We start from the raw sequence: 23,174 nt of genomic DNA on the forward strand, positions 1-23,174 counted from the left end.
ACTGCAGGGGGGACCCTGTGGGAGAGTAGGACACCGCCGAACAATCATTGCGAAAACCCCCGTGCCATTCGGCACGGGGGTTTTCTGCGTTCAGGTTTTTTCGATGCTGCTTTTGAAGGGCTCTCCCGTGGGAGAGCCCTTTTGCGTCACAGGCGTCCTGCTGATTTCAGTGCGAGGTAGGCGTCCGCGAGTGCCGGGGGGAGTTCATCAGGTGTGGCGTCGACGACGGTGACGCCGTGCCGGCGGAGCTGCTCGGCCGTACGGTGCCGTTCGGTCTGGGATTGGGCGGCGGCTGCGGCCGCGTACACGGCATCGACGTCACCACGTGAGGCGGCCATGCGGGCGATGTGCGGATCGGCCACCGACGCGACGAGGACCGTGTGGCGTTGCGTGAGTTGAGGCAGGACGGGGAGGAGGCCTTCCTCGACCGGAGCGGTGTCCAGTGTCGTCATCAGGACGATCAGGGAGCGGCGGGGCGCGGTGCGCAGGGCTGCGGCGGTGAGGCCGCGGGCGTTCGTTTCGACGAGTTCCGGTTCGAGGGTCGCCATGGCGTTGACCAGGGAGGGGAGGACGTCGCGTGCGGTCCGTCCCTGGACGAGGGCGCGCACCCTGCGGTCGTAGGCGAGGAGGTCGACCCGGTCGCCGGCACGGGACGCCAGGGCGGCGAGGAGGAGCGCCGCATCCATGGAGGCGTCGAGGCGAGGGGCGTCGTCGACGCGGCCTGCGGAGGTGCGGCCGGTGTCGAGGACCAGGAGGATGTGCCGGTCGCGTTCAGGACGCCAGGTGCGGACCGCGACCGTGGAGTGGCGGGCAGTGGCCCGCCAGTCGATGGAGCGGGTGTCGTCGCCGGGAACGTATTCCCGCAGGCTGTCGAACTCGGTGCCTTCGCCGCGGGTCAGGACGCTGGTGCGACCGTCGAGCTCGCGCAGCCGGGCCAGCTTCGACGGCAGGTGCTTACGGCTGGTGAAGGGAGGGAGTACGCGCAGGGTCCAGGGGACCTGGTGGGCTCCCTGGCGTGAGAAGAGGCCGAGGGGGCCGTAGGAGCGGATGGTGACGCGGTCGGCGTGGTGGTCGCCTCGCCGGCTGGGGCGCAGACGGGTCGTGACGCGGCGGCGTTCGCCGGGCGGGACCGTCAGACGGTGGCGAGAGGCTTCCGTCTCCGTGCCGGGCTGCCAGCTGCTGGGAGGCCAGGCGTCGCGCAGGTGGGCGCGTAGCGGGCGGCGGGACGGGTTGGTGACGGTGAGGGAGATGTCCGCGGAGTCGCCGAGGCGGGCGGTGGTGTCGCCGGAACGGGTCAGGCCGAGTCGGCGTACGGGGGCGGCCAGTGCGAAGTCGCAGGCGCAGGCCAGGGCCAGCGGCGCGTTGACGGCCAGGATGCCAGTCCAGCCGGGACCCCAGATGCCGACGGGGAGCGAGCCGAGGGCCGCGAGGAGCGCGGCGCGTCCGGTGAGCGCCATCAGCGGGGGACGGGGACGTGGGCGAGGACCGAGTTGATGACGGAGTCGGCGGTGACGCCTTCCATCTCGGCCTCCGGTCGGAGCTGGACGCGGTGGCGGAGGGTCGGCAGGGCAAGGGCTTTGACGTCGTCGGGGATGACGTAGTCGCGGCCGGTGAGCCAGGCCCACGCGCGCGAAGTGGCCAGGAGGGCGGTCGCGCCGCGTGGGGAGACGCCGAGGGACAGGGAGGGCGAGTCGCGGGTGGCGCGGCAGATGTCGACCACATAGGCGGTGATCTCCGGGGAGATCGCGGTTTTGGCGACGGCGGCGCGGGCTGCCTCGAGGTCGGCGGGGCCGGCGACGGGGCGTACGCCGGCGGCGTGCAGGTCGCGGGGGTTGAAGCCTTCGGCGTGGCGGGTGAGGACGTCGATCTCGTCCTGGCGGGAGGGCAGCGGGATCGTCAGTTTGAGGAGAAAGCGGTCCAGCTGGGCTTCCGGGAGGGGGTAGGTGCCCTCGTACTCGACGGGATTCTGGGTCGCGGCGACGAGGAAGGGGTCGGGGAGGGGCCGGGGGGCCCCGTCGACGGTGACCTGTCGTTCCTCCATCGCTTCGAGGAGGGAGGACTGGGTCTTGGGCGGGGTGCGGTTGATCTCGTCGGCGAGGAGAAGGTTGGTGAAGACGGGGCCGGGCTGGAAGGAGAACTCGGCGGTGCGGGCGTCGTAGACGAGGGAGCCGGTGATGTCGCTCGGCATGAGGTCGGGGGTGAACTGGACCCGTTTGGTGTCGAGTTCGAGTGCCGAGGCGAGGGCGCGGACGAGCAACGTTTTGGCCACTCCGGGGACTCCTTCAAGGAGAACGTGTCCGCGGCAGAGCAGAGCGACGACGAGGCCGGTCACGGCGGGGTCCTGGCCGACCACGGCCTTGGAGATCTCGGCGCGCAGGGCTTCCAGGGAGGCGCGGGCGCGGCCCTGGTCCCCGGTGGTCCCGGCGGTGTCAGTGGTCGGGTCCATCATGGACGGCGTACCTCTCTTTCGAGGGCGTCGAGTTGGTCGGCGAGGGCGATGAGGGCCGCGTCGTCGCCGGGCGACGGGCCGAAGAGGAGGGAGTGCAGGGCCTGGCCGTTGCCGTGGAGGTGGGCGGTCAGGGCGGGGACGAGGGCTTCGGGCGCGTGCGCCTGGGCCACGGGGACGCCCAGGAGGGGGGCGAGGCGGGTGCGGGTGGTGGAGCGGAGAGCTGAGGCCGCGCGGTCACGGGCGTCGGCCTTGCGGTAGAGGCGGGCGCGGCCTTCGACGGTCTCGGAGGCGCGGATCGCGACGGGGAGTTTCTCGGGGACGAGGGGGCCGAGTCGGCGTGCCCGCCACAGGGCGGCGAGTGCTGCCGCGATGAAGAGTTGCAGGGTGCCCCAGAGCCAGCCGGAGGGGAGCAGGTCGAAGAAGGACTTCTCGTCCTCCGGGTCGGTGGCGGTGGTGTCGGCGAGCGAGGGGAGGTACCAGACGAGATGGCTGCGGGAGCCGAGGAGCTGGAGGGCCAGCGAGGCGTTGCCCTGCTGGTCGAGGCGGTTGTTGTAGAGGATGTCGGGTGCGCCGAGCACGAGGGTGTCGCCGTCGCCGGTGGTGTCGGGCAGGCGCAGCAGGGTGGCCAGGCGTTCGCTGGGATAGCACTCGTCGGCGCCGGGGCGGCGGGTGGTGTAGCGGATGCCGCCGGTGTCGGCGGGCCCTGCACGGCGCGCCGCGGGCAGGGTGCAGCCGGGGGAGAGCGTGCTGTCGCGGCTGTTGGCCGGGTCGGCGGTCACGCCGGGGGCGAGGGTTCCCACGGACCAGCTGCCGGGCGCGACGAGGACGGTGCGGCCGCCGGAGCCGGCTGTCGCCGTGTACAGCTCTTGTTGTTGATGCTCGGTGAGGAGGTCGGGGGAGGCGACCAGGAGGGTGGTGTCGGGGGCCGCCGCGGTGCGGGCGTCGGCCAGGTCGGTGACCACGCGGGTGGTCACGCCGCGGTCGGCGAGGAGCTCGGCGATCGCGCGGCTGCCGTAGGGGTCGGGGGAGCGTGGGTCGAGGGCGCCGTGACGGGTGTCGGCCCGCAGTACGGCGAGCGTGATCGCCGCCGCGAGGAGCAGTGCGAAGGCGAGGACGGGTCCTCGGGCGCGGGTCCACAGCCGCAGGGCGGTGGGTGGGGCCGAGGTGGTGGGGAGCTTGGCTGCGGACGTCATTCGGCGGCCCTCCGGCCGGCGGTGTGGGCCGCGTCGTGGGGGCTGTGGGCCGTCAGCGCGGGCTTCGTGCGCTCCAGGTCGAGGTCGAGTGCCGTCATCCGGGCGTACGACTGCTGGGTCGCCCGGCGGCCGCCGTACGTCACGTCGTCGAAGTCGCCGGCGGCGGCGCGCAGCCGGTCGCTGTGGACGGGCAGGCTGCGGCCGGCTTCGGCGGCGGCCTCGTCGGCGGTGCGGCCGGGGCGGGGGTCGAGAAGGGCGCGTTCCTCCAGGGCGCGGACGACGGCGCGCATGCGTTCCTGCACGGCCTGGTTCCAGTGGCCCTGGACGGCGTGCGCTTCGGCTGCCGCGCGGTGTTCGGCGGCGCTGCGGGGGCGGTCGTCGAAGAGTGCGGGCGTGGAGGTGGGGCGGCGGCGCGGTGCGCCCAGCCGCCACCACAGGGCGGCGACCACGGCGACGACGGCGAGGATGACGACCAGCAGGCCGAGGGTGCCGCCGGGAGTGGCGGTCGAGGCGGTGTCGAACAGGTCGCCGATCCAGTCCCAGAGGGTGTCCAGGGCGCGCTGGATCAGGCCGGGGTCGTTCTGGTGGTACAGGTCCTTGGACAGCTCGCGGCGGGCCGCTTCCCGCGCGGGGTCGCGCGGGACGGTCAGCGGCGGTTCGTCGCCCGAGCGGGCCAGGGCCGGCGCCGTGCCGTCGCCTGCCCGCAACAGGGCCCGCACCGCCTTGTCGGCGGCGCGGCCCAGTGCTGCCGGGGCTGCGTCGGTGAGGCCGGACAGTGCCCGCGGGGACAGGCCGTCCGTGTGCGGTGGCGCTGTGAGAACTCCCCCCGTCGCTCTCACCGCATCAGCCCCCCGGAATGGTGCCGGGGGCGGGGGAGCCGTAGTCCTGGAGGCCTGCGGCGCGGGCCAGGTCGAGGTCGAGGGCCTCGCGGCGGATGCGCTGGTCGATGTAGAGGAGCACGATGACGCCGGCCGCGATGGGGAAGGTGATCATCGAGCCGATGACCGAGCCGACGCCGCTGACGATCAGGTACGTCCAGCCGTAGTCGCTGCTCGCTTCGACCATGCCGCCGATGCCGCCGTCGCTCAGGGCGGCCCCGAGGAGCGCGAACGGCACGACGACGATCATCGCGATGATGTTCGCGATGAGCAGGGCGAGCAGCTGGATGCCGAAGACGCGCCACCAGGAGCCGCGGGTGAGCTTCGAGGAACGGCCGAGGGCCTTCTTGATGCCCTGCTTCTCCAGCATCAGCGCGGGGGAGGCCAGGCAGAAGCGGATGAGCAGCCAGAGCACGAGGACGATCGAGCCGAGGATGCCGAAGGCCTTCAGCGCGGCGCCCCCGTCGGTGTTCCCGGCCGCGCTCGCGAGGATGCCCGGCAGCAGGCAGACGAGGACGATGCCGGCGGCGATCAGCATCAGCAGGAAGATCAGGCCGAACAGCCGGGGCAGCTGCGGGCGGGCCTCGCGCCATGCCTCTTTGAGGGTGACGGACTTCCCGAGCACCGCGCGGCTGGTGACGGTGGTGAGCAGGGCGGTAGCGACCACGGTGCCGATGAGGCTGATGAGGAGGACCGGGCCGGAGGCGCGCATGGCGTCGCCCATGGCGTTGAGCTGTTCGTCGGGGGTGGCGCTCGGGTCGCCGAGGGCCGCGGTGTTCGTGGAGTCGTTGAGGATCAGGCCCTGCAGCAGGACGATGAACACCTCGGTGACGATCGCGACGGTCAGGGAGATGCCGAGGACCGTGCGCCAGTGGGCGCGCATGGTGGCGACGGCGCCGTCGAGGATCTCGCCCACGCCGAGCGGGCGCAGCGGGATCACGCCGGGCTTGGCGGCGGGCGGCGGGCCGCCCCAGCCGGCGGGAGGGCCGTAACCGCCGTAGCCTCCGGGGCCGCCGTAACCGCCCGGGCCGCCGGGGTGTCCGCCCGGGCCGGCGGGCGGGTAGGGGCCCCAGTGCTGAACGGGCCGGGGCGGAGGAGGGGGCGGCGGGGCCTGGGCCGGGTTCTGGGGGCCCGCAGGCGCGGACCACTGGCCCGCAGGGGGCTGTTCCTTGGACCACTTCGTGCCGGGGCTCTGCGGGTTCTCGCTCGCGTCCGGCTGCTCCGCGGGCTGATCGCCGGCGGGCCGGGCCGCGGGCTCGGCGGGATGGGACGCGCCGGGCTCCTGTCCGTCGGACGGGGCGGATCCGGGCGAGGCCCAGCCCGGAGTGTCTTTCATCGTCGCTCCTTCACGGTGCCCGACCGCGCGCGCGGCGGCAGGTTGGGAGCCATCGTGCCATGGGGTGCTCACCGGGTGACCGGCCGCGGTACGGGCCGGACGCCTTCAATGGTCCGCCGGATAGGGGGCAGACTGAGTTCATGGCTGATCAGTACGCGCAATCCGGCGAGGACAAGCTGCCGGCCGAGATACCTGCGATCCGTTGGGAGGAGCTGCCGGAAGGCCCCGTGCTGGTCCTCCTCGACCAGACGAGACTTCCCGCCGAAGAGGTCGAAACGGTGTGCACGGACGCGTCCGCGCTGGTGGAGGCGATCCGGACGCTGGCCGTGCGCGGGGCGCCGTTGCTGGGCATCGCCGGGGCGTACGGCGTCGCGCTCGCCGCCGCCCGCGGCTTCGACGTGGACGAGGCAGCGAACGCGCTCGCGTCGGCCCGCCCCACCGCGGTCAACCTGTCCCTGGGAGTGCGCCGGGCTCGTGCCGCGTACCGGGCGGAACTCGTCGGGGGAGGCGACCAGGGCGCGGCAGCGCGGGCCGCGCTGGCGGCCGCACGGCAGCTGCACCGGGAGGACGCCGAGGCCAGCGCCCGGATGGCCGCGCACGGACTGGCGCTGCTCGACGAACTCCTGCCCGGCGGCGGGCACCGGGTCCTCACGCACTGCAACACCGGGGCGCTGGTGTCGGGCGGCGAGGGGACGGCGTTCGCGGTGGCGCTCGCGGCCCACCGGGTGGGTCGGCTGCGCCGGCTGTGGGTGGACGAGACGCGGCCGCTGTTGCAGGGCGCCCGTCTCACCGCGTACGAGGCGGCGCGCAGCGGCATGGCGTACACCCTGCTGACGGACAACGCCGCGGGTTCGCTGTTCGCGGCGGGCGAGGTGGACGCGGTGCTGATCGGGGCGGACCGCATCGCGGGGGACGGGTCGGTGGCGAACAAGGTGGGGAGCTACCCGCTCGCGGTCCTCGCCCGCTACCACCATGTGCCGTTCATCGTGGTGGCGCCGGTGACGACGGTCGATCCCACGACGCCGGACGGGGCGTCGATCGAGGTGGAGCAGCGTCCGGGGTACGAGGTGACGGAGACCGCGGCACCGCAGGCGCCGGTGACGGGAGCGGGCGCGGGGGTGCCGGTGGCGCCGCTGGGGACGCAGGCGTACAACCCGGCGTTCGACGTGACGCCGCCCGAGCTGGTGACGGCGATCGTCACGGAGGAGGGCGTGATCTCGCCCGTGACGGCCGAAGCGCTCGCGGAGCTGTGCGCCAAGGCGGGCCGGGGCACCGCCGGGACAGAGGCAGAGGCCGTGGCCGGGAACGGGGCCGGGAACGGGGCCGAGGCCCGGGTCGGAGGCGGGAACCCCGGGCAGTCCTGACTCGGGCGGTCTGGTGATCGGAGCGGTCCGGCGTCACCCGGCTGACCCGCCGGGTGGGCGGGGCGCCGGTGTGGGCCGTGAGGTGGGGCGTCGAGGCCGGTGTGCGAGCGGGGAGCGGGCGCTCCCCGTCTCATCAGTCCCATGCGTTGAAGACCGCCCCGCCCCAGGTGGTGGTGCCGTAGAGGCGAATCGCGCGCCACTCGGCCCGTGACAGGCCCGAGGTTTCCACGTCGGCGAGAGGCGTGGTGAGCTGCTCTCGGGCGAGCACGAGAAACCCGGCGTGCGCGAGGACGCCCGCCCAGGACGGCGGCGCGGCGAACTCCTCGCTGTACCAGTTCCTGCGCATCCGGGCGAACGCGATCCAGGGGTGGTGGGCGTGGCACAGGATGATGTGCTCGCCTGCGCCCTCGACGACCGACGCGGTGTGGAACGTGCACGGGTATGCCTGTTCCTCGACCTCGCCCACCGTCCCTCCGGCGGCGCGAGCGGCCGCATGCAGAGCGCTTTTGAAGGCCCGCAGGTCGGTCTCGGGGAGGGGGCCGTCCGTCGGTGAACGAAAGCCCGTCGCGCCGCGCGGCAGGCTGAGGCCGGTGTTCTCGTCGTCCGCCATGCGGTCATCTTCCCGCCGGTGCTCCGACGCACGTCCCGCGCCTGTGCGACCTCAGGGGGTCGGAGGGAAGCGGCGAGGGTCGGGGCACTGCATGCTGGTGCTGCTGAGATCGTCTGGTGAGAGGCGGGCCGACGTCAGTGCTGACATCGACGTCTGCGGACCGGGGCAGACAGTGACCGCCCCGTACGACTATCGTCACTGGCCGGTGAGCCTTCTCACCTGCGCCTCCTTCACCGTTATGAGAATGGGATGATGTCGTTTATGAAGGGACGAGTCCTTGTCGTCGACGACGACACCGCACTGGCCGAGATGCTCGGCATTGTGCTGCGTGGTGAAGGTTTCGAGCCGTCTTTCGTGGCCGACGGCGACAAGGCGCTGGCTGCGTTCCGTGAGGCGAAACCCGATCTGGTGCTGCTGGACCTGATGCTGCCCGGCCGGGACGGCATCGAGGTGTGCCGCCTGATCAGGGCGGAGTCCGGCGTGCCGATCGTGATGCTCACGGCGAAGAGCGACACCGTCGACGTGGTCGTCGGACTGGAGTCCGGCGCCGACGACTACATCGTGAAGCCGTTCAAGCCGAAGGAGCTGGTCGCGCGCATCCGCGCCCGGCTGCGGAGGTCGGAGGAGCCGGCGCCCGAACAGCTCGCCATAGGCGACCTCGTCATCGACGTGGCCGGCCACTCCGTCAAGCGGGAGGGCCAGTCGATCGCGCTGACCCCGCTGGAGTTCGACCTGCTGGTCGCCCTGGCGCGCAAGCCCTGGCAGGTGTTCACCCGCGAGGTCCTCCTCGAGCAGGTGTGGGGCTACCGGCACGCCGCCGACACCCGCCTGGTCAACGTACATGTGCAGAGGCTGCGCTCGAAGGTCGAGAAGGACCCGGAGCGGCCGGAGATCGTGGTGACCGTCCGTGGCGTCGGATACAAGGCAGGACCCAGCTGACATGTCGCAGGACAGTGCCGCTTCGGCCCCCGGCCGGTCCGGGGCCCGTCCGGAGCGGCCTGTCGGCCGTGGGACAGCGGGTTCACGCTTCGCGCGCCTCCTCGAAGGCGGGCTGCTCCAGGGCGGGGTGAAGGGCAGCCCCGTCCTCAGGCTGCTGATGCGCTGGATACGCCGGCCGCTGCTGCCGGTCATGCGGCTGTGGCGGCGCAACATCCAGCTGAAGGTCGTCGCCACCACCCTGCTGATGTCGCTCGGGGTCGTCCTGCTGCTGGGCTTCGTCGTGATCGGACAGGTGCGCAACGGTCTGCTGGACGCCAAGGTCAAGGCATCGCAGAGCCAGGCCACCGGCGGTTTCGCCGTCGCCAAGCAGAAGGCCGACGAGGCCGCGGGCACGCCCGCCGACGCAGGGACCCCGACCGACGGCCGGACCTCGCAGAACGTCATCGAATGGATGAGCGAGCTCGTGCTGTCGCTGTCCAGCGGCGGCCAGGGCGCCTTCGACGTGGTGACCCTGCCCCCCGGCTTCGACAACGGCGGCGGATACGGACCACGCGCCTCCGGATACGTCGACCCCAACAAGAGCGTTCCCGAGAACCTCCGCGCGCGGGTCAACACCGGCACCGGCGCCTTCCAGAGCTACTCCCGCATCGACTACCTCAACGACAAGGAATCCCAGCCCGCCCTCGTCATCGGCAAGCAGGTCAACGACCCCAACGGCGACCCGTACGAGCTGTACTACCTCTTCCCGCTCACCCAGGAGGAGAAGTCGCTGAGCCTGGTCAAGGGCACCCTGGCGACCGCCGGACTCTTCGTCGTCGTCCTCCTCGGAGCCATCGCCTGGCTCGTCGTACGGCAGGTCGTCACCCCCGTGCGGATGGCCGCCGGGATCGCCGAACGGCTGTCCGCCGGGCGGCTCCAGGAACGGATGAAGGTCACCGGCGAGGACGACATCGCACGGCTCGGCGAGGCCTTCAACAAGATGGCCCAGAACCTCCAACTGAAGATCCAGCAGCTGGAGGACCTGTCGCGGATGCAGCGGCGGTTCGTGTCCGACGTCTCGCACGAGCTGCGGACACCCCTGACCACCGTGCGCATGGCCGCGGACGTCATCCACGACGCCCGGGTCGACTTCGACCCCGTCACCGCGCGGTCCGCGGAACTCCTCGCCGACCAGCTCGACCGGTTCGAGACGCTCCTCGCCGACCTGCTCGAGATCAGCCGCTTCGACGCCGGCGCCGCCGCCCTCGAGGCCGAGCCGATCGACCTCAGGAATGTCGTGCGGCGCGTCGTCAGCGGGGCCGCGCCGCTCGCCGAACGCAAGGGGACGACCGTCCGCGTCATCGGCGACCAGCAGCCCGTCGTCGCCGAGGCCGACGCCCGGCGCGTCGAACGCGTGCTGCGCAACCTGGTGGTCAACGCCGTGGAACACGGCGAGGGCAAGGACGTCGTCGTCAAACTGGCCGCCGCAGGCGGAGCCGTCGCGATCGCCGTGCGGGACTACGGCGTCGGACTCAAGCCCGGCGAGGCCACCCGCGTCTTCAGCCGGTTCTGGCGCGCAGACCCGGCACGCGCGCGTACCACCGGCGGCACCGGCCTCGGGCTTTCCATCGCCCTGGAGGACGCGCGACTGCACGGCGGCTGGCTGCAGGCCTGGGGAGAGCCCGGCGGCGGCTCCCAGTTCCGGCTGACGCTGCCCAGGACCGCCGACGAACCACTGCGAGGCTCGCCGATACCGCTCGAGCCCAAGGACTCCCGCCGCAACCGCGGCGAACTCGACGACGCCGGCCAGCCGCGCCGCGGCGGTGAGAAGAGCGCCACCGTGCCGGTGCAGCCCGCGGGCGAGCAGCAGTCGGCCGCCCGGACACCGCTCACCCCCCGCACCTCCGCCCCCACCGCCGACCCCACCGCACTGCCCGGCAACGGCGCGCGCGTAGTGCCCCGCACGGGCGCTGCGACGGGGACGCACACGGGCGGCGGGACACGACACGACGACTCGCCCGACGGGACGACGTCGACGGCCGGCCCGACCACCGGGACCACCGCGGACCGGCCCGACTCCGCGGCCGAGAGCGCGGACAAGCAAGGGGAGGCATCACGTGGGCGCTGAGCAGCGCGAGGGGGGAACCCGGCGCACGCCGGGGCGCGCGACGGCGTACGCCGTCTGCGGAGTCGTCCTGCTGGCCGGGTGCGCCTCGATGCCCGACAGCGGCGACCTGCGCGGAGTCGAGTCCACCCCGGGACAGGACACCCAGGTCCGGGTGTTCGCCATGCCGCCCCGCGACGACGCCCAGCCCCTGGAGATCCTCCAGGGCTTCCTGGAAGCGCTCACCAGCGACGACCCCAGCTACTCCACGGCACGCCAGTACCTGACCGGGAAAGCCGCCCAGAAATGGCAACCCGAACGGTCCACGACCGTCCTCGCGGACGGTCCGGCGACCATGACCGGACCCGCCGGCAACCGGGAGGGCGACGACCGCTCGTACATCCTCTCCGGCTCCAGGGTCGCCGTCGTGGACGCCCAGCAGGCGTACACACCCGCCTCGGGCGACTACGGCCAGACCATCCACCTCGTCCGCGACAACAAGAACGGGCAGTGGCGCATCGACGCGCTCCCCGACGGCGTCGTCATGGGCAAGTCGGACTTCCAGCGCAACTACGTGTCGGTCAACAAGTACTACTTCGCCTCCGACATCGCCGTCGAGGGATCCGGGCAGCCCGTGGCCGTCGCCGACCCCGTCTACGTCCGCGGACGCGTCGACCCCATGACCCAGATGGTGCGCTCGGTGCTCAGCGGCCCCACCAGCTGGCTCCGCCCCGTCGTCAGATCCGGATTCCCCACCGGAACCGGGCTCGCCAAGGGCGTCACCTCCCTGGCCCCGGACGACCAGAACAAACTCACCGTCCCGCTGAACGACAAGGCCGCCCACATCGGACAGGCCAAGTGCGACGAGATGGCGGCCCAGCTGCTGTTCTCCCTCCAGAGCCTGACGCCCACCATCGGCGAGATCGCCCTGCGCGCGGACGGCAGCCAACTGTGCTCCCTGTCCGAGGACCAGGCCAAGACCGTCGCCGCACGCGGCTCCCGGAGCGACCCCGGCTACCTGTACTTCATCGACGGCCAGCACCGTCTCGTCCGGATGGCCGCCGGCAGCGGCAGCGGCAACACCAAGGCCGACCCCGTCCCCGGAGCCCTCGGCGCCGGCGCCACCGCCCTGCGCTCCGTCGCGGTGGCCCGCGACGAACGCAGCGCCGCCGGAGTGGCCCTGGACGGCAAGTCGCTCTACGTCACCTCCACCCTCTCCGGCAGCGCCGTCGGCGAGCCCGTCCTGCAGAGCACCGGCAAGACGGAGTCCGACCGGCTCACCACCCCCAGCTGGGACGCGGAGGGCAACCTCTGGGTGGCCGACCGCAACCCCGCCGAACCGCGACTGCTCCTGCTGCAGAAAGGCGGCGGGCAGCCGCTGAAGGTCCTCACCCCGGGGCTCGACGGCCGCGTCGACGCCGTGCGCGTGGCGGCCGACGGGGTACGCATCGCCCTCGTCGTGGACAAGGGCGGCAAGCAGTCGCTGCTCATCGGGCGCATCGAACGCACCACCGGCACCGAACCGCCGTCCCTCTCGGTCCAGGAACTGCGTTCCGCGACACCTGAGTTGGAACAGGTCCGGGCGGTGTCCTGGGCCGGGGACAGCCGGCTCGTGGTCGTCGGACGGGAAGCCGGCGGCGTCGAGCAGGTGCAGTACGTGCAGAGCGACGGCTCGATCCCCGAGGCCGGCACACTGCCCGGACTCACCGAAGTCACCAGCATCGCCGCCTCCGAGGACAGCGACACCCCGCTCTTCGCCACCTCCAAGAACGGGCTGCTGTGGCTGCCCGGCGGAAGCGGATGGCGGACCCTGAAGGAAACCGCCTCGATGGCGCTCTACCCGGGATAGATCCTTTTCGGCGTTCCCCGCCTGTCTCGGCCTGCCCATCGGCTCGTCCTTCGTCTTGCTCAGGAGTTGCGCTTCGAGTTCACCGGTCGGCTCCCCTCCGTGCTCCTCTCCTTCGCCCTCCCCGGGTTTCGGCGGTCGCATCCGGTACGCGGGATCACCGCGCGCTGCTCCGGAGCGAAGGCGAGAGGGCGCCGGTTTCGCCGCTGTTTTTCGTTTGCGTCGGCCAATTGCGCCGACCGTCGCCTTCCGCGGAGTTGTCCACAGGGCTGCCGGACGGTTTTCCACAGAGGTTTTCCACAGGGGTGGTGAAGCTCTTCCCAAGTCGGCAAAGTGGTCGACGTGGAAGGCGTTCGCGAGTGGTGGCAGGAACTGGCCGGCCTGGTGCTGCCCGCCGAGTGCGGAGGCTGCGGAAGAGCACGCACGGTGCTCTGCCCGCGCTGCCGAACGGCACTGTGCGAGACCGCGCCGTTCCGGGTGCACCCGCTGCCGCATCCGCCCGGGCTGCCCGCCGTGCACGCGGCGGCCATGTACGCCGACGAGGTCCGCGCGGTGCTGCTCGCCCACAAGGAGCGCGGCGCACTGGCACTCGCACGACCGCTCGGAGCGGCGCTGGCGGGGGCGGTACGGGCGGGGATGAGGGAGTCGGGGGTGGGGTGGGGGGAGGGGGAGGGGGAGGGGGCCCGGCCCCCGGGAGACGTCCTGCTGGTCCCCGTCCCCTCGGCCCCCGCCGCCGTCCGTGCCCGTGGTCATGATCCGGCGCGGCGGATCGCGCTCGCGGCGGCCGGTGAGTTGCGGCGGGCGGGGGTGCCGGCGCGGGTGGTGGCGGTGCTGCGGCAGCGGCGGGCCGTGGCCGACCAGTCGGGGCTCGACGCCCGGCGGCGGTGGGACAACCTGGGGGGCGCGCTGGCGGTGGCGCCCGGCGGGGCGAGGTTGTTGTGCGGCGGTCCGGTGGTCCTCGTCGACGATCTGGTGACGACCGGTGCTTCGCTGGCGGAGGCTGCGCGGGCGGTCCGGGCGGTCCGGGCGGTCGCACGGGCGGAGCAGACCGGGACCGCGGGCTCGCCGGGGTCGACGGGTCGGTCGGATACGGCGCCCGATACGGCGACGGGTGCGGGGCGGGCGGGGCTGGGAGCGGTGTCCCGGGCGGACGTGGAGCCGGGGCCGGACCTGGGACGAGGGGGGTGCCTGAGGCCGGGCTCGGGACGACGGGCAGAGCCGGGGCATCGGGGGGAGGGTGGAGGGAACGGGGAGGAGACGGCGAGGGAGGTGTGTGGTGGAGGTATGGGGGCCGTGTACGCGGGGTTCGCGAGGGAAGGCAGAAGAGAGGAGTCGTCCGGAGCGAGGGAGGAAACCATCGACGGGACGGACGGGACGGACGGGATGTGCGGGGCGCCGGTGCGACCGGCCGCAGCGGCGGGGGTCAGGGGGCCCTCGGGAGCTGCTGGGGGCGCGGGGCCCGCGAGACCCACTGGTCCGTCCGGTGCCGGTCCTTGGGGCGCCGGGGGCGCCGGCGTCGTGCTCTGCGCGGCCGTGGTCGCGGCTTCGCCGACTCTTTAGAAATAAACCGGAACTGACTCAGAACTTGCGTCGTTGCAGGTAATGAGAGAGTCAATTCACCTGAACGGAGGTACGCCGCAGTAGAGGGTGACGACATCCGTCCGGGCGAGATATGTTCGGTTGTGAGGGAAAGCCGCAGGCCACACCCTCTCGAATCCGAATGCCGTGCTGCGGTTTTTTGGTCATCACCCGCAGCACCTGGGGTGTAGATCTCGTCGATGGGGGAGGAGGAGGTGGAAGTCGCCAAGTCGGAGGTTCCGGTGCTCGCCGGAGCCTGGTGCAAAAGGGAGACGCTCCGCGGGAGAAGCGGAGTGATCCGGGAACGGAGTTCTGCGTGGACATCGTCGTCAAGGGCCGCAAGACCGAGGTGCCCGAGCGGTTCCGCAAGCACGTGGCCGAGAAGCTGAACCTGGAGAAGATCCAGAAGCTCGACGGCAAGGTGATCAGCCTCGACGTCGAGGTGTCCAAGGAGCCCAACCCCCGACAAGCAGACCGGTGCGACCGAGTGGAGATCACGCTTCGCTCGCGCGGCCCGGTGATCCGGGCGGAGGCGGCCGCCAGCGACGCGTATGCGGCACTCGACCTGGCGGCGGAGAAGCTGGACGCCCAGCTGCGCAAGCAGCACGACAAGCGATACACGCGCCGTGGCGCCCGCAGGCTGTCCGCGGCTGAGGTTCCCGACCATGTTCCCGGTGTGGCGACGCTCAACGGCAACGGCCGTCCCGTCCCCTCCGAGGAGTCGGAGAGCGTGCCGACGAAGCGCATCGGCTCGATCGAGGTGCAGGGCGACGGCCCCCTCGTGGTCCGGGAGAAGACGCACGTCGCAGCTCCGATGACGCTCGACCAGGCCCTCTACGAGATGGAACTGGTCGGACACGACTTCTATCTGTTCGTCGACTCCGAGACGAAGCAGCCCAGCGTCGTCTACCGGCGGCACGCCTACGACTACGGCGTGATCTACCTCGACACCGACCCGATGGTGGCCCAGGCGCACTCACCCGAGGCGGGTGGCGCGCTGGGCGGCTGACGCGCCCGGGTGACGGTTGAGCGGTGTGCCCCTGGAGAGCGCGTGTGCGCCCCCAGGGGCATCCGTGTGCGACCCCTCGGTCGAGTCGCTCTGTCACCGCGTTGTCGTCCGGGCATGGAATCATGGCAGGACGGCCCAACCGATGGGTCGTTGCCTTGGGTTGGCGATGGCTCAGGAATACGGCCACAGCCTTCAGGGGGAGGAACGATGGCGGACAGCTTCGGACCGATGCGTGACGAGGGTGCCCACGAGGGTGTCGTCGGCATGGGCCCGGACGCGGGTGATGACGGCACTCCACGCAAGGAGCCGATCAGAGTCCTTGTCGTGGACGACCACGCCCTGTTCCGCCGCGGTCTGGAGATCGTGCTCGCGGCCGAGGAGGACATCCAGGTCGTCGGTGAGGCCGGTGACGGCGCCGAGGCGGTGGACAAGGCGGCCGATCTGCTGCCCGACATCGTGTTGATGGACGTGCGGATGCCCAAGCGCGGCGGCATCGAGGCCTGCACCTCCATCAAGGAGGTCGCCCCCAGCGCGAAGATCATCATGTTGACGATCAGCGACGAGGAGGCCGACCTCTACGAGGCGATCAAGGCGGGCGCGACCGGTTATCTCCTCAAGGAGATCTCCACGGACGAGGTCGCCACCGCGATCCGCGCGGTCGCCGACGGGCAGTCGCAGATCAGCCCCTCGATGGCGTCGAAGCTGCTCACCGAGTTCAAGTCGATGATCCAGCGGACCGACGAGCGCCGGCTCGTCCCCGCGCCGCGGCTGACGGACCGGGAGCTGGAGGTGCTCAAGCTGGTCGCCACGGGCATGAACAACCGTGACATCGCCAAGGAGTTGTTCATCTCCGAGAACACCGTGAAGAACCATGTGCGCAACATCCTGGAGAAGCTGCAGCTGCACTCCAGGATGGAGGCGGTGGTCTACGCGATGCGCGAGAAGATCCTCGAGATCCGCTGACGCCGCCCGCCCGCCCGGTCGGCCGAGCGGGTCCGCCGACGCGTCGGCCGGCGAAACCGTCGGTCGGACCCGGTCCTCGGGCGTTGTGATGGGGCCGGGTCAGGCGAGTGCGCGGGCGAGTTCCGCGGCGAGCGGTTCGCGTAGCTCCGGTGCGTCCACGCGTTCCACGCGTACGTCCGTGCAGTCCACCCAGGTGGCGGCTTCGAGCAGGGCCTGAGCGACCGCCGGGACGGCTTTCGGGCTGTCCAGGGTGACCTGCTTGGCGACCAGGGTGCGGCCCTCGCGGGCGGGATCCACCCGGCCGACGAGCCGGCCGCCGGACAGGACCGGCATCGCGAAGTAGCCGTGGATCCGTTTCGGCTTGGGGACGTAGGCCTCCAGGCGGTGGGTGAAGCCGAAGATCCGCTCGGTGCGTGCCCGCTCCCAGATCAGGGAGTCGAACGGGGACAGGAGCGTGGTGCGGTGGCGGCCGCGCGGAGCCGTCTCCACCGCGGCCGGGTCGGCCCACGCGGGCTTGCCCCAGCCTTCGACCGTGACCGGGACCAGGCCGGAGTCGGCGATCACCGCGTCGACCTGCTCGCCCTTGAGGCGGTGGTAGTCGGCGATGTCCGCGCGCGTGCCGACTCCGAGGGACTGGCCGGCCAGGAGGACGAGGCGGCGCAGGCATTCGGCGTCGTCGAGCTCGTCGTGCAGCAGGGCGGCGGGTACGGCGCGTTCGGCGAGGTCGTACACGCGCTTCCAGCCGCGGCGCTCGACGCACACCACCTCGCCGTACATCAGTGCGCGTTCCACGGCGACCTTGGTGCCGGACCAGTCCCACCACTCGCTGGTCTTCTTCGCTCCGCCCAGGTCCGTGGCGGTGAGGGGGCCCTCGGCGCGGAGCTGCTTGAGGACCTGGTCGTACGTGCCCTCGGGGAGGGAGTGGTTCCAGTGCGGCCTGTTGCGGTAGGCGCGGCGGCGGAAGGCGAAGTGCGGCCACTCCTCGATGGGGAGGATGCAGGCGGCGTGGGACCAGTACTCGAAGGCGTGCGTGTCGTGCCAGTAGGCGTGTTCCACCGTCCTGCGGCCCACGGCTCCCAGGCGGGCGTAGGGGATCAGTTCGTGGGAGCGGGCCAGGACCGAGATGGTGTCGAGCTGGACCGCGCCGAGGTGGCGGAGCACGCCACGGACGCCGGCCTTGCGGTCGGGCGTGCCGAGGAAGCCCTGTGCGCGCAGGGCGATGCGGCGGGCTTCGTCGGCGGAGAGCTCGGCAGCGGGGCGCGGGGTCGTCATGGTGCGCACGATAGGCGGTGGGTCTGACAGCGGCCGGTGACCTGGGGATTTGCGGGGGCCGACGGCGGTCATGCGGTGGTGGCGTGGTGTGGCGTGGTGTGGCGTGGCGTGGCGGTGGTGTGGCGTGGCGGTGTGTGGCTCGGCGGGATGGGTGGGCGTCAGTCGTCCGACGGGGCGGGTATGTACGGGGCGGTGGAGGGGAGTCCGAGGTCGGAGGGGAGCAGGGAGGCGATCCAGCAGTCGCGTCGTACGCCCTTGTTGTCCATGGCTGAGCGCAGGGTGCCCTCCGGGGTGAAGCCGGCGTGCTCCGCCACCGCGCGGGAGGGGGCGTTGCCGACTTCCGCCCGCCATTCGACGCGGTCGACGGAGAGGGTGGTGAAGGCCCAGTGGGCGGCGGTGCGGGTGGCCTCGGCGGTGTAGCCGCGGCCTCGGTGTTCCTTGACGGCCCAGAAGCCGATCTCGGCGGTGCCCGGGGAGCGCATGGTGAGGCTGAGGACGCCGGTGAGGGCTCCGTCGGGGAGGAAGACGCCGAAGGTGAACATCGCGCCGGTCGTCCAGCCCTCCGGTGCGATGAGCTCGATGAAGCTTCGCGCGTGTTCGGGGAGGTAGGGGGACGGGATCGTCGTCCAACGCTGGATGTCGGGGTCCTGGGCCGCCGTGTGGACGGCTTCGGTGTCCTGGGGCCCGAGGGGGCGCAGGACGAGGCGGGCGCTGGTGAGGGTGACGGGCGGGTGCTCCATCGGCCGATTCTGCTGGGAGGGCGCGAAGGGCGCCATCGGTTTGCCTGGCGTGAGCGTGTGATCACAATTCGCGCACTTCGTCGGGCGGACGCGGCACCATCGGCGGCGCCCGGCCGTTGTCCTCTTCGAAGAAGATTTGGGTGAAGCTGCGCAGCGGTTGCAGTCGTCGTCACGGCAGGCCTCCCGGCGTGGTGGGGTCCTCGCATACGATGGCCGTTGCTCAGTGAGTCAAATGGAAACCGTCCGTCCTAGGCCCGACCGGCAAGGAGACCAACCCCCGTGTCCGTCCTCTCGAAGATCATGCGTGCAGGCGAAGGCAAGATCCTGCGCAAGCTGCACCGCATCGCGGACCAGGTCAACTCCATCGAAGAGGACTTCGTCGACCTCTCCGACGCCGAGCTGCGGGCCCTCACCGAGGAGTACAAGCAGCGGTACGCCGACGGTGAGAGCCTGGACGACCTGCTGCCCGAGGCGTTCGCCACCGTGCGTGAGGCCGCGAAGCGCGTCCTGGGTCAGCGTCACTACGACGTGCAGATCATGGGCGGCGCGGCCCTGCACCTCGGCTATGTGGCGGAGATGAAGACCGGTGAGGGCAAGACCCTCGTCGGCACGCTGCCCGCGTATCTGAACGCGCTGTCCGACAAGGGCGTCCACCTGATCACGGTGAACGACTACCTGGCCGAGCGCGACTCCGAGATGATGGGCCGCGTCCACAAGTTCCTGGGTCTCGAGGTCGGCTGCATCCTGGCCAACATGACGCCGGCCCAGCGGCGCGAGCAGTACGCGTGCGACATCACCTACGGCACGAACAACGAGTTCGGCTTCGACTACCTGCGCGACAACATGGCGTGGGCGCAGGACGAGCTGGTCCAGCGCGGCCACAACTTCGCCATCGTGGACGAGGTCGACTCCATCCTGGTCGACGAGGCGCGCACGCCGCTGATCATCTCCGGTCCGGCCGACCAGGCCACCAAGTGGTACGGGGACTTCGCGAAGCTGGTGACCCGCCTGAAGAAGGGCGAGGCGGGCAACCCGCTCAAGGGCATCGAGGAGACCGGCGACTACGAGGTCGACGAGAAGAAGCGCACGGTCGCCATCCACGAGAGCGGTGTCAGCAAGGTCGAGGACTGGCTGGGCATCGACAACCTCTACGAGTCGGTGAACACGCCTCTGGTGGGCTACCTGAACAACGCCATCAAGGCGAAGGAGCTCTTCAAGAAGGACAAGGACTACGTCGTCATGGACGGCGAAGTCATGATCGTCGACGAGCACACCGGTCGTATCCTGGCCGGTCGCCGCTACAACGAGGGCATGCACCAGGCGATCGAGGCGAAGGAAGGGGTGGACATCAAGGACGAGAACCAGACGCTCGCGACGATCACCCTGCAGAACTTCTTCCGTCTCTACAAGCGCCACAACCACGACGGCAAGGAACAGCCCGGTCTGTGCGGCATGACCGGTACGGCGATGACCGAGGCCGCCGAGTTCCACCAGATCTACAAGCTCGGCGTGGTGCCGATCCCGACGAACCGGCCGATGGTCCGCAAGGACCAGTCGGACCTGATCTACCGCACCGAGGTCGCGAAGTTCGAGGCGGTCGTCGACGACATCGCCGAGAAGCACGAGAAGGGTCAGCCGATCCTCGTCGGCACGACGTCGGTCGAGAAGTCCGAGTACCTGTCGCAGCAGCTGTCCAAGCGGGGCATCCAGCACGAGGTGCTGAACGCCAAGCACCACGAGCGTGAGGCGTCGATCGTCGCCCAGGCCGGCCGTCGGGGCGCGGTCACGGTGGCGACGAACATGGCCGGCCGTGGCACGGACATCAAGCTCGGCGGCAACCCCGACGACCTCGCCGAGGCGGAGCTGCGTCAGCGCGGCCTCGACCCGGAGGAGCACATCGAGGAGTGGGCGGCCGCGCTGCCGGCCGCTCTGGAGAAGGCCGAGAAGGCGGTGAAGGCCGAGTTCGACGAGGTCAAGGAGCTGGGCGGCCTCTATGTGCTCGGCACCGAGCGGCACGAGTCGCGTCGTATCGACAACCAGCTGCGCGGTCGTTCCGGCCGTCAGGGCGACCCGGGCGAGTCCCGGTTCTACCTGTCGCTGGGCGACGACCTGATGCGGCTGTTCAAGGCGCAGATGGTCGAGCGCGTGATGTCGATGGCGAACGTGCCGGACGACGTGCCGATCGAGAACAAGATGGTCACGCGCGCGATCGCGTCCGCGCAGTCGCAGGTGGAGCAGCAGAACTTCGAGACGCGTAAGAACGTCCTGAAGTACGACGAGGTGCTCAACCGTCAGCGTGAGGTCATCTACGGCGAGCGGCGTCGTGTGCTGGAGGGTGAGGACCTGCAGGAGCAGATCCACCACTTCATGGACGACACGATCGACGCGTACGTCGGCGCGGAGACCGCCGAGGGCTTCCCGGAGGACTGGGACCTGGACCGGCTGTGGGGCGCCTTCAAGCAGCTCTACCCGGTGAAGGTGACGGTGGAGGAGCTGGAGGAGGCGGCCGGCGACCGGGCGGGTCTGACGGCCGAGTTCATCTCCGAGTCCATCAAGGACGACATCCGCGAGCAGTACGAGTCGCGTGAGTCGCAGCTCGGCTCGGAGATCATGCGTGAGCTGGAGCGCCGGGTCGTGCTGTCGGTCCTGGACCGCAAGTGGCGTGAGCACCTCTACGAGATGGACTACCTCCAGGAGGGCATCGGTCTGCGCGCGATGGCGCAGAAGGATCCGCTGGTGGAGTACCAGCGCGAGGGCTTCGACATGTTCTCCGCGATGATGGACGGCATCAAGGAGGAGTCCGTCGGCTACCTGTTCAACCTGGAGGTCCAGGTCGAGCAGCAGGTCGAGGAGGTCCCGGTGGAGGACACGTCGGCCGACAAGGACAAGCAGGACGTGGTGCCGGCGCAGGCGGGTTCGCGTCCGGAGATCCGTGCGAAGGGCCTGGACGCTCCGCAGCGTCGTCAGCTGCACTTCTCGGCGCCCACGGTGGACGGCGAGGGCGGCACGATCGAGGGTGACTTCGACAGTGACGACGACGAGCCGGTCCGTTCCGCGGCCGACGGTCTCACGCGCGCGGAGCGCCGCAAGCAGGCGAAGGCCGGGCGGCGCCGCAAGAAGTAGTCGGGTGCGCGGTCGCTGCGGCGGCTGTGCGACGGCTTGAGGGCCGGGTCACCTGCGGGTGGCCCGGCCCTTCCGTGCGTGGAGGGCCGTGTGTCCGCCGGGCGGGGTCGGGACTGGGGCCGGGCCGGGGCCGTTTCAGCCGTCGTGGGCGGGAGGCCTGCGGGGGCCGCCGAGTTCCACGGCGGTGCAGCGCCAGCGGCGGTCCGTGCCGAGTTCCAGGCGGAAGGCCATCGCGCGCAGTCGGTCGCCGGCGCCGATGCGGGCGAAGGCCTCGATGGCGCCGGGGCGCGGGACGTAGTAGCCGATGTCGCGGACGACGGCACGGGCGCCGTGAGCGGTGCGCAGGGGGCCGCGTTCGGCGAGGTGGGCGAGGTCGTCGTAGGCCCGGCCGAGGGTGTGCCGGAGCATGAAGTGGACGGGGCGGCGGCCGGTCAGGACGGCGAGGAGGCGGTCCGCGAACAGGTCGGTGGGGCGGGGCTGGGCGAGAGGGCGGCGCGGGGCCTGGGAAGGGGCCGTGGGGGAGTCGTGGGCGGTGTGCGGAGCGGGCGGGCGGTGGCCGGCCGGGGTGCGGGGCGGGGCGGTGTGCGGGGCGCCGCCGTCGGTGGTGCGGGGCGGGGCGCCGGCGGGGCGGCGGGTGTCGCGGCGGCCGGGAGGACGGGCGCCGGGAGGACGGGCGCCGGGAGGGCGCGAGCCGCTTGGGCGGGCGCCGGGGTGATGCGGCGTCCTCGTCATGACCTTGTCCATGGGGGTCCCCGTTCGCTGGGCTCTTGGAGCTCTGCTTCTACCGAGCGGTAACTTGCCGCTGTGGATCTTGTACGGGGTCGTGGCCGGCGGAGGCAAGGAAGCGGCGGGGTGGGCGTGAGGGGCTGGAAGGTTCACCTATCAGGGGTGCGGCAGGACGTCCGGGGCCCGGTGTCACGGGCCGGGACCGGGTGAGATGCGTGGTGCGGGGTTGACGCTCGGAGGGGTGTGGGCAGGGACTCGAAAGGGGACGCCCGCACGTATCCTGAAGGCCCTCCGGAAGGTGCGGAACCGTGCTGCCCGGGGCACCGAGTCCGAACCGGCGATCCGAGCCGGCGACCACGAGAAGAGCGGCCAACCATGCGCGTCTACGTCCCCCTGACCCTCCCCGGCCTCGCCGAGGCGCACAAGACGGGTGAGCTGGGAGCCGGGCCGCTCGTCGCGTACGCCGTCACGCCCGCGTTGCGCGAGTGGTACCTCTCCGACGACACCGAGGAACTGGAGTACGCGGCGCTCGGCAGGGCGGCGCTCGCCTCGCTGCGGCTCCTGGACGCGGACCCGGGTGCGCCGCGGCGGCGGGTCGTGGTCGCCGTCGACGTGCCGGACCGGATGACCGTCGTCGGACCCCGGCGCGGGTTCGGGCACGGGTCGGAGCACGGGCTCGGCCGGGGCCCCGGGAGTGGGGCCGACCCGGACGCGTCGAGCGCGTCGGACGCGCCTGGCGAGGTGCGGGTGAGCGGCGTCGTGCGGCTGGCCAAGGCGGCCGCGGTCCACGTCGACGCCCCGGAGGCGGAGGGGGACGTGACAGCGGCCGCGCGGGCGCTCGCCGCGGCGGACGGAGGGGACGACGACGCGCAGGCCGTCGTGGACGGGGCCGAGGACCACGAGCTGCTCTGGTTCGCCCCGCAGGAGGTCGCGACCCTCCTGGGGTCCGGAGCCTGAGCGCGCGCCGCCCCGGAGCACCCCGGCCCGCCCGGGCCTGCGCGGTCCCGGCTCGCTCGGAGGGGCGGGGCCCATTTGGCTGTCGGTGGCGGCGGGTACTTTTGCAGA

General features: G+C 71.7%; 16 protein-coding genes and 2 pseudogenes. 9 read left to right on the forward strand and 9 right to left on the reverse strand.

Annotation, left to right across the window (positions count from 1 at the left end):
• Positions 1-146: 146 nt before the first annotated feature.
• The 5 genes from ACH4ZA_RS17485 to ACH4ZA_RS17505 are packed head-to-tail and all read right to left on the reverse strand — an operon-like array spanning position 147 to position 5,856.
• Positions 147-1,457: a DUF58 domain-containing protein gene (locus tag ACH4ZA_RS17485; protein WP_398430181.1), complete on the reverse strand. Its 1,311-nt coding sequence runs from the start codon at positions 1,455-1,457 to the stop codon at positions 147-149.
• Positions 1,457-2,446: an AAA family ATPase gene (locus tag ACH4ZA_RS17490; RefSeq protein WP_398430462.1), complete on the reverse strand. Its 990-nt coding sequence runs from the start codon at positions 2,444-2,446 to the stop codon at positions 1,457-1,459. The genes ACH4ZA_RS17485 and ACH4ZA_RS17490 overlap by 1 nt, the downstream gene beginning before the upstream one ends.
• Positions 2,446-3,642 carry a DUF4350 domain-containing protein gene (locus tag ACH4ZA_RS17495; RefSeq protein ID WP_398430182.1) on the reverse strand — a complete coding sequence of 399 codons (1,197 nt, stop codon included), beginning with the start codon at positions 3,640-3,642 and terminating at the stop codon, positions 2,446-2,448. Before ACH4ZA_RS17495 ends, ACH4ZA_RS17490 begins: the two co-directional genes overlap by 1 nt.
• A complete protein-coding gene (locus ACH4ZA_RS17500) occupies positions 3,639-4,481 on the reverse strand; it encodes a DUF4129 domain-containing protein (RefSeq protein WP_398430183.1) in 843 nt (280 codons plus the stop codon). Before ACH4ZA_RS17500 ends, ACH4ZA_RS17495 begins: the two co-directional genes overlap by 4 nt.
• A gap of 4 nt (positions 4,482-4,485) precedes the next feature.
• Positions 4,486-5,856: a glycerophosphoryl diester phosphodiesterase membrane domain-containing protein gene (locus ACH4ZA_RS17505; protein WP_319280241.1), complete on the reverse strand. Its 1,371-nt coding sequence runs from the start codon at positions 5,854-5,856 to the stop codon at positions 4,486-4,488.
• 140 nt (positions 5,857-5,996) lie between these two features.
• On the opposite strand from ACH4ZA_RS17505, the pseudogene mtnA reads away from it, so the two are divergent.
• Positions 5,997-7,130: pseudogene (mtnA, locus tag ACH4ZA_RS17510) on the forward strand (S-methyl-5-thioribose-1-phosphate isomerase); the annotation flags it as partial.
• A gap of 223 nt (positions 7,131-7,353) precedes the next feature.
• Here mtnA and ACH4ZA_RS17515 read toward each other — a convergent pair.
• Positions 7,354-7,830: a hypothetical protein gene (locus tag ACH4ZA_RS17515; RefSeq protein ID WP_398430185.1), complete on the reverse strand. Its 477-nt coding sequence runs from the start codon at positions 7,828-7,830 to the stop codon at positions 7,354-7,356.
• A gap of 249 nt (positions 7,831-8,079) precedes the next feature.
• On the opposite strand from ACH4ZA_RS17515, the gene mtrA reads away from it, so the two are divergent.
• From mtrA to ACH4ZA_RS17545, 6 genes and pseudogenes are all read left to right on the forward strand, one after another.
• Positions 8,080-8,769 carry a two-component system response regulator MtrA gene (mtrA, locus tag ACH4ZA_RS17520; protein WP_187281934.1) on the forward strand — a complete coding sequence of 230 codons (690 nt, stop codon included), beginning with the start codon at positions 8,080-8,082 and terminating at the stop codon, positions 8,767-8,769.
• A gap of 1 nt (position 8,770) precedes the next feature.
• A complete protein-coding gene (gene mtrB, locus ACH4ZA_RS17525) occupies positions 8,771-10,876 on the forward strand; it encodes an MtrAB system histidine kinase MtrB (RefSeq protein WP_319280237.1) in 2,106 nt (701 codons plus the stop codon).
• Positions 10,866-12,701: an LpqB family beta-propeller domain-containing protein gene (locus ACH4ZA_RS17530; RefSeq protein WP_398430186.1), complete on the forward strand. Its 1,836-nt coding sequence runs from the start codon at positions 10,866-10,868 to the stop codon at positions 12,699-12,701. Before mtrB ends, ACH4ZA_RS17530 begins: the two co-directional genes overlap by 11 nt.
• Positions 12,702-13,211: 510 nt before the next feature.
• Positions 13,212-13,838, forward strand: a pseudogene (locus ACH4ZA_RS17535) (ComF family protein); the annotation flags it as partial.
• Positions 13,839-14,592: 754 nt separating this feature from the next.
• Positions 14,593-15,285 carry a ribosome hibernation-promoting factor, HPF/YfiA family gene (gene hpf, locus ACH4ZA_RS17540; protein ID WP_319280232.1) on the forward strand — a complete coding sequence of 231 codons (693 nt, stop codon included), beginning with the start codon at positions 14,593-14,595 and terminating at the stop codon, positions 15,283-15,285.
• A 207-nt stretch (positions 15,286-15,492) separates the two neighbouring features.
• Positions 15,493-16,248 carry a response regulator transcription factor gene (locus ACH4ZA_RS17545; RefSeq protein ID WP_057574375.1) on the forward strand — a complete coding sequence of 252 codons (756 nt, stop codon included), beginning with the start codon at positions 15,493-15,495 and terminating at the stop codon, positions 16,246-16,248.
• A 99-nt stretch (positions 16,249-16,347) separates the two neighbouring features.
• Here ACH4ZA_RS17545 and ACH4ZA_RS17550 read toward each other — a convergent pair whose 3' ends face one another.
• Both ACH4ZA_RS17550 and ACH4ZA_RS17555 read right to left on the reverse strand, forming a co-directional pair.
• Positions 16,348-17,520 (reverse strand): DNA glycosylase AlkZ-like family protein, encoded by a 1,173-nt coding sequence (locus ACH4ZA_RS17550; RefSeq protein ID WP_319280230.1) that lies wholly within the window; start codon positions 17,518-17,520, stop codon positions 16,348-16,350.
• Positions 17,521-17,678: 158 nt separating this feature from the next.
• Positions 17,679-18,260, reverse strand: a complete 582-nt coding sequence (locus tag ACH4ZA_RS17555; protein WP_319280229.1) for a GNAT family N-acetyltransferase — start codon at positions 18,258-18,260, stop codon at positions 17,679-17,681.
• A 279-nt stretch (positions 18,261-18,539) separates the two neighbouring features.
• Here ACH4ZA_RS17555 and secA point away from each other — a divergent pair, with 279 nt between their 5' ends.
• Positions 18,540-21,383 carry a preprotein translocase subunit SecA gene (secA, locus tag ACH4ZA_RS17560; RefSeq protein WP_319280227.1) on the forward strand — a complete coding sequence of 948 codons (2,844 nt, stop codon included), beginning with the start codon at positions 18,540-18,542 and terminating at the stop codon, positions 21,381-21,383.
• Between the two features lie 135 nt (positions 21,384-21,518).
• Here secA and ACH4ZA_RS17565 read toward each other — a convergent pair whose 3' ends face one another.
• Positions 21,519-22,127, reverse strand: a complete 609-nt coding sequence (locus ACH4ZA_RS17565) for an Rv3235 family protein (protein ID WP_398430189.1) — start codon at positions 22,125-22,127, stop codon at positions 21,519-21,521.
• A gap of 357 nt (positions 22,128-22,484) precedes the next feature.
• Between ACH4ZA_RS17565 and ACH4ZA_RS17570 the strand changes: the two genes are divergently transcribed.
• Complete coding sequence (locus tag ACH4ZA_RS17570; RefSeq protein ID WP_398430190.1) at positions 22,485-23,066, forward strand: DUF6912 family protein; 582 nt, start codon at positions 22,485-22,487, stop codon at positions 23,064-23,066.
• Positions 23,067-23,174: the final 108 nt, after the last annotated feature.

Origin of the sequence: Streptomyces sp. NPDC020597, assembly GCF_044335095.1 — a bacterium.
Classification (GTDB): Bacteria; Actinomycetota; Actinomycetes; order Streptomycetales; family Streptomycetaceae; genus Streptomyces.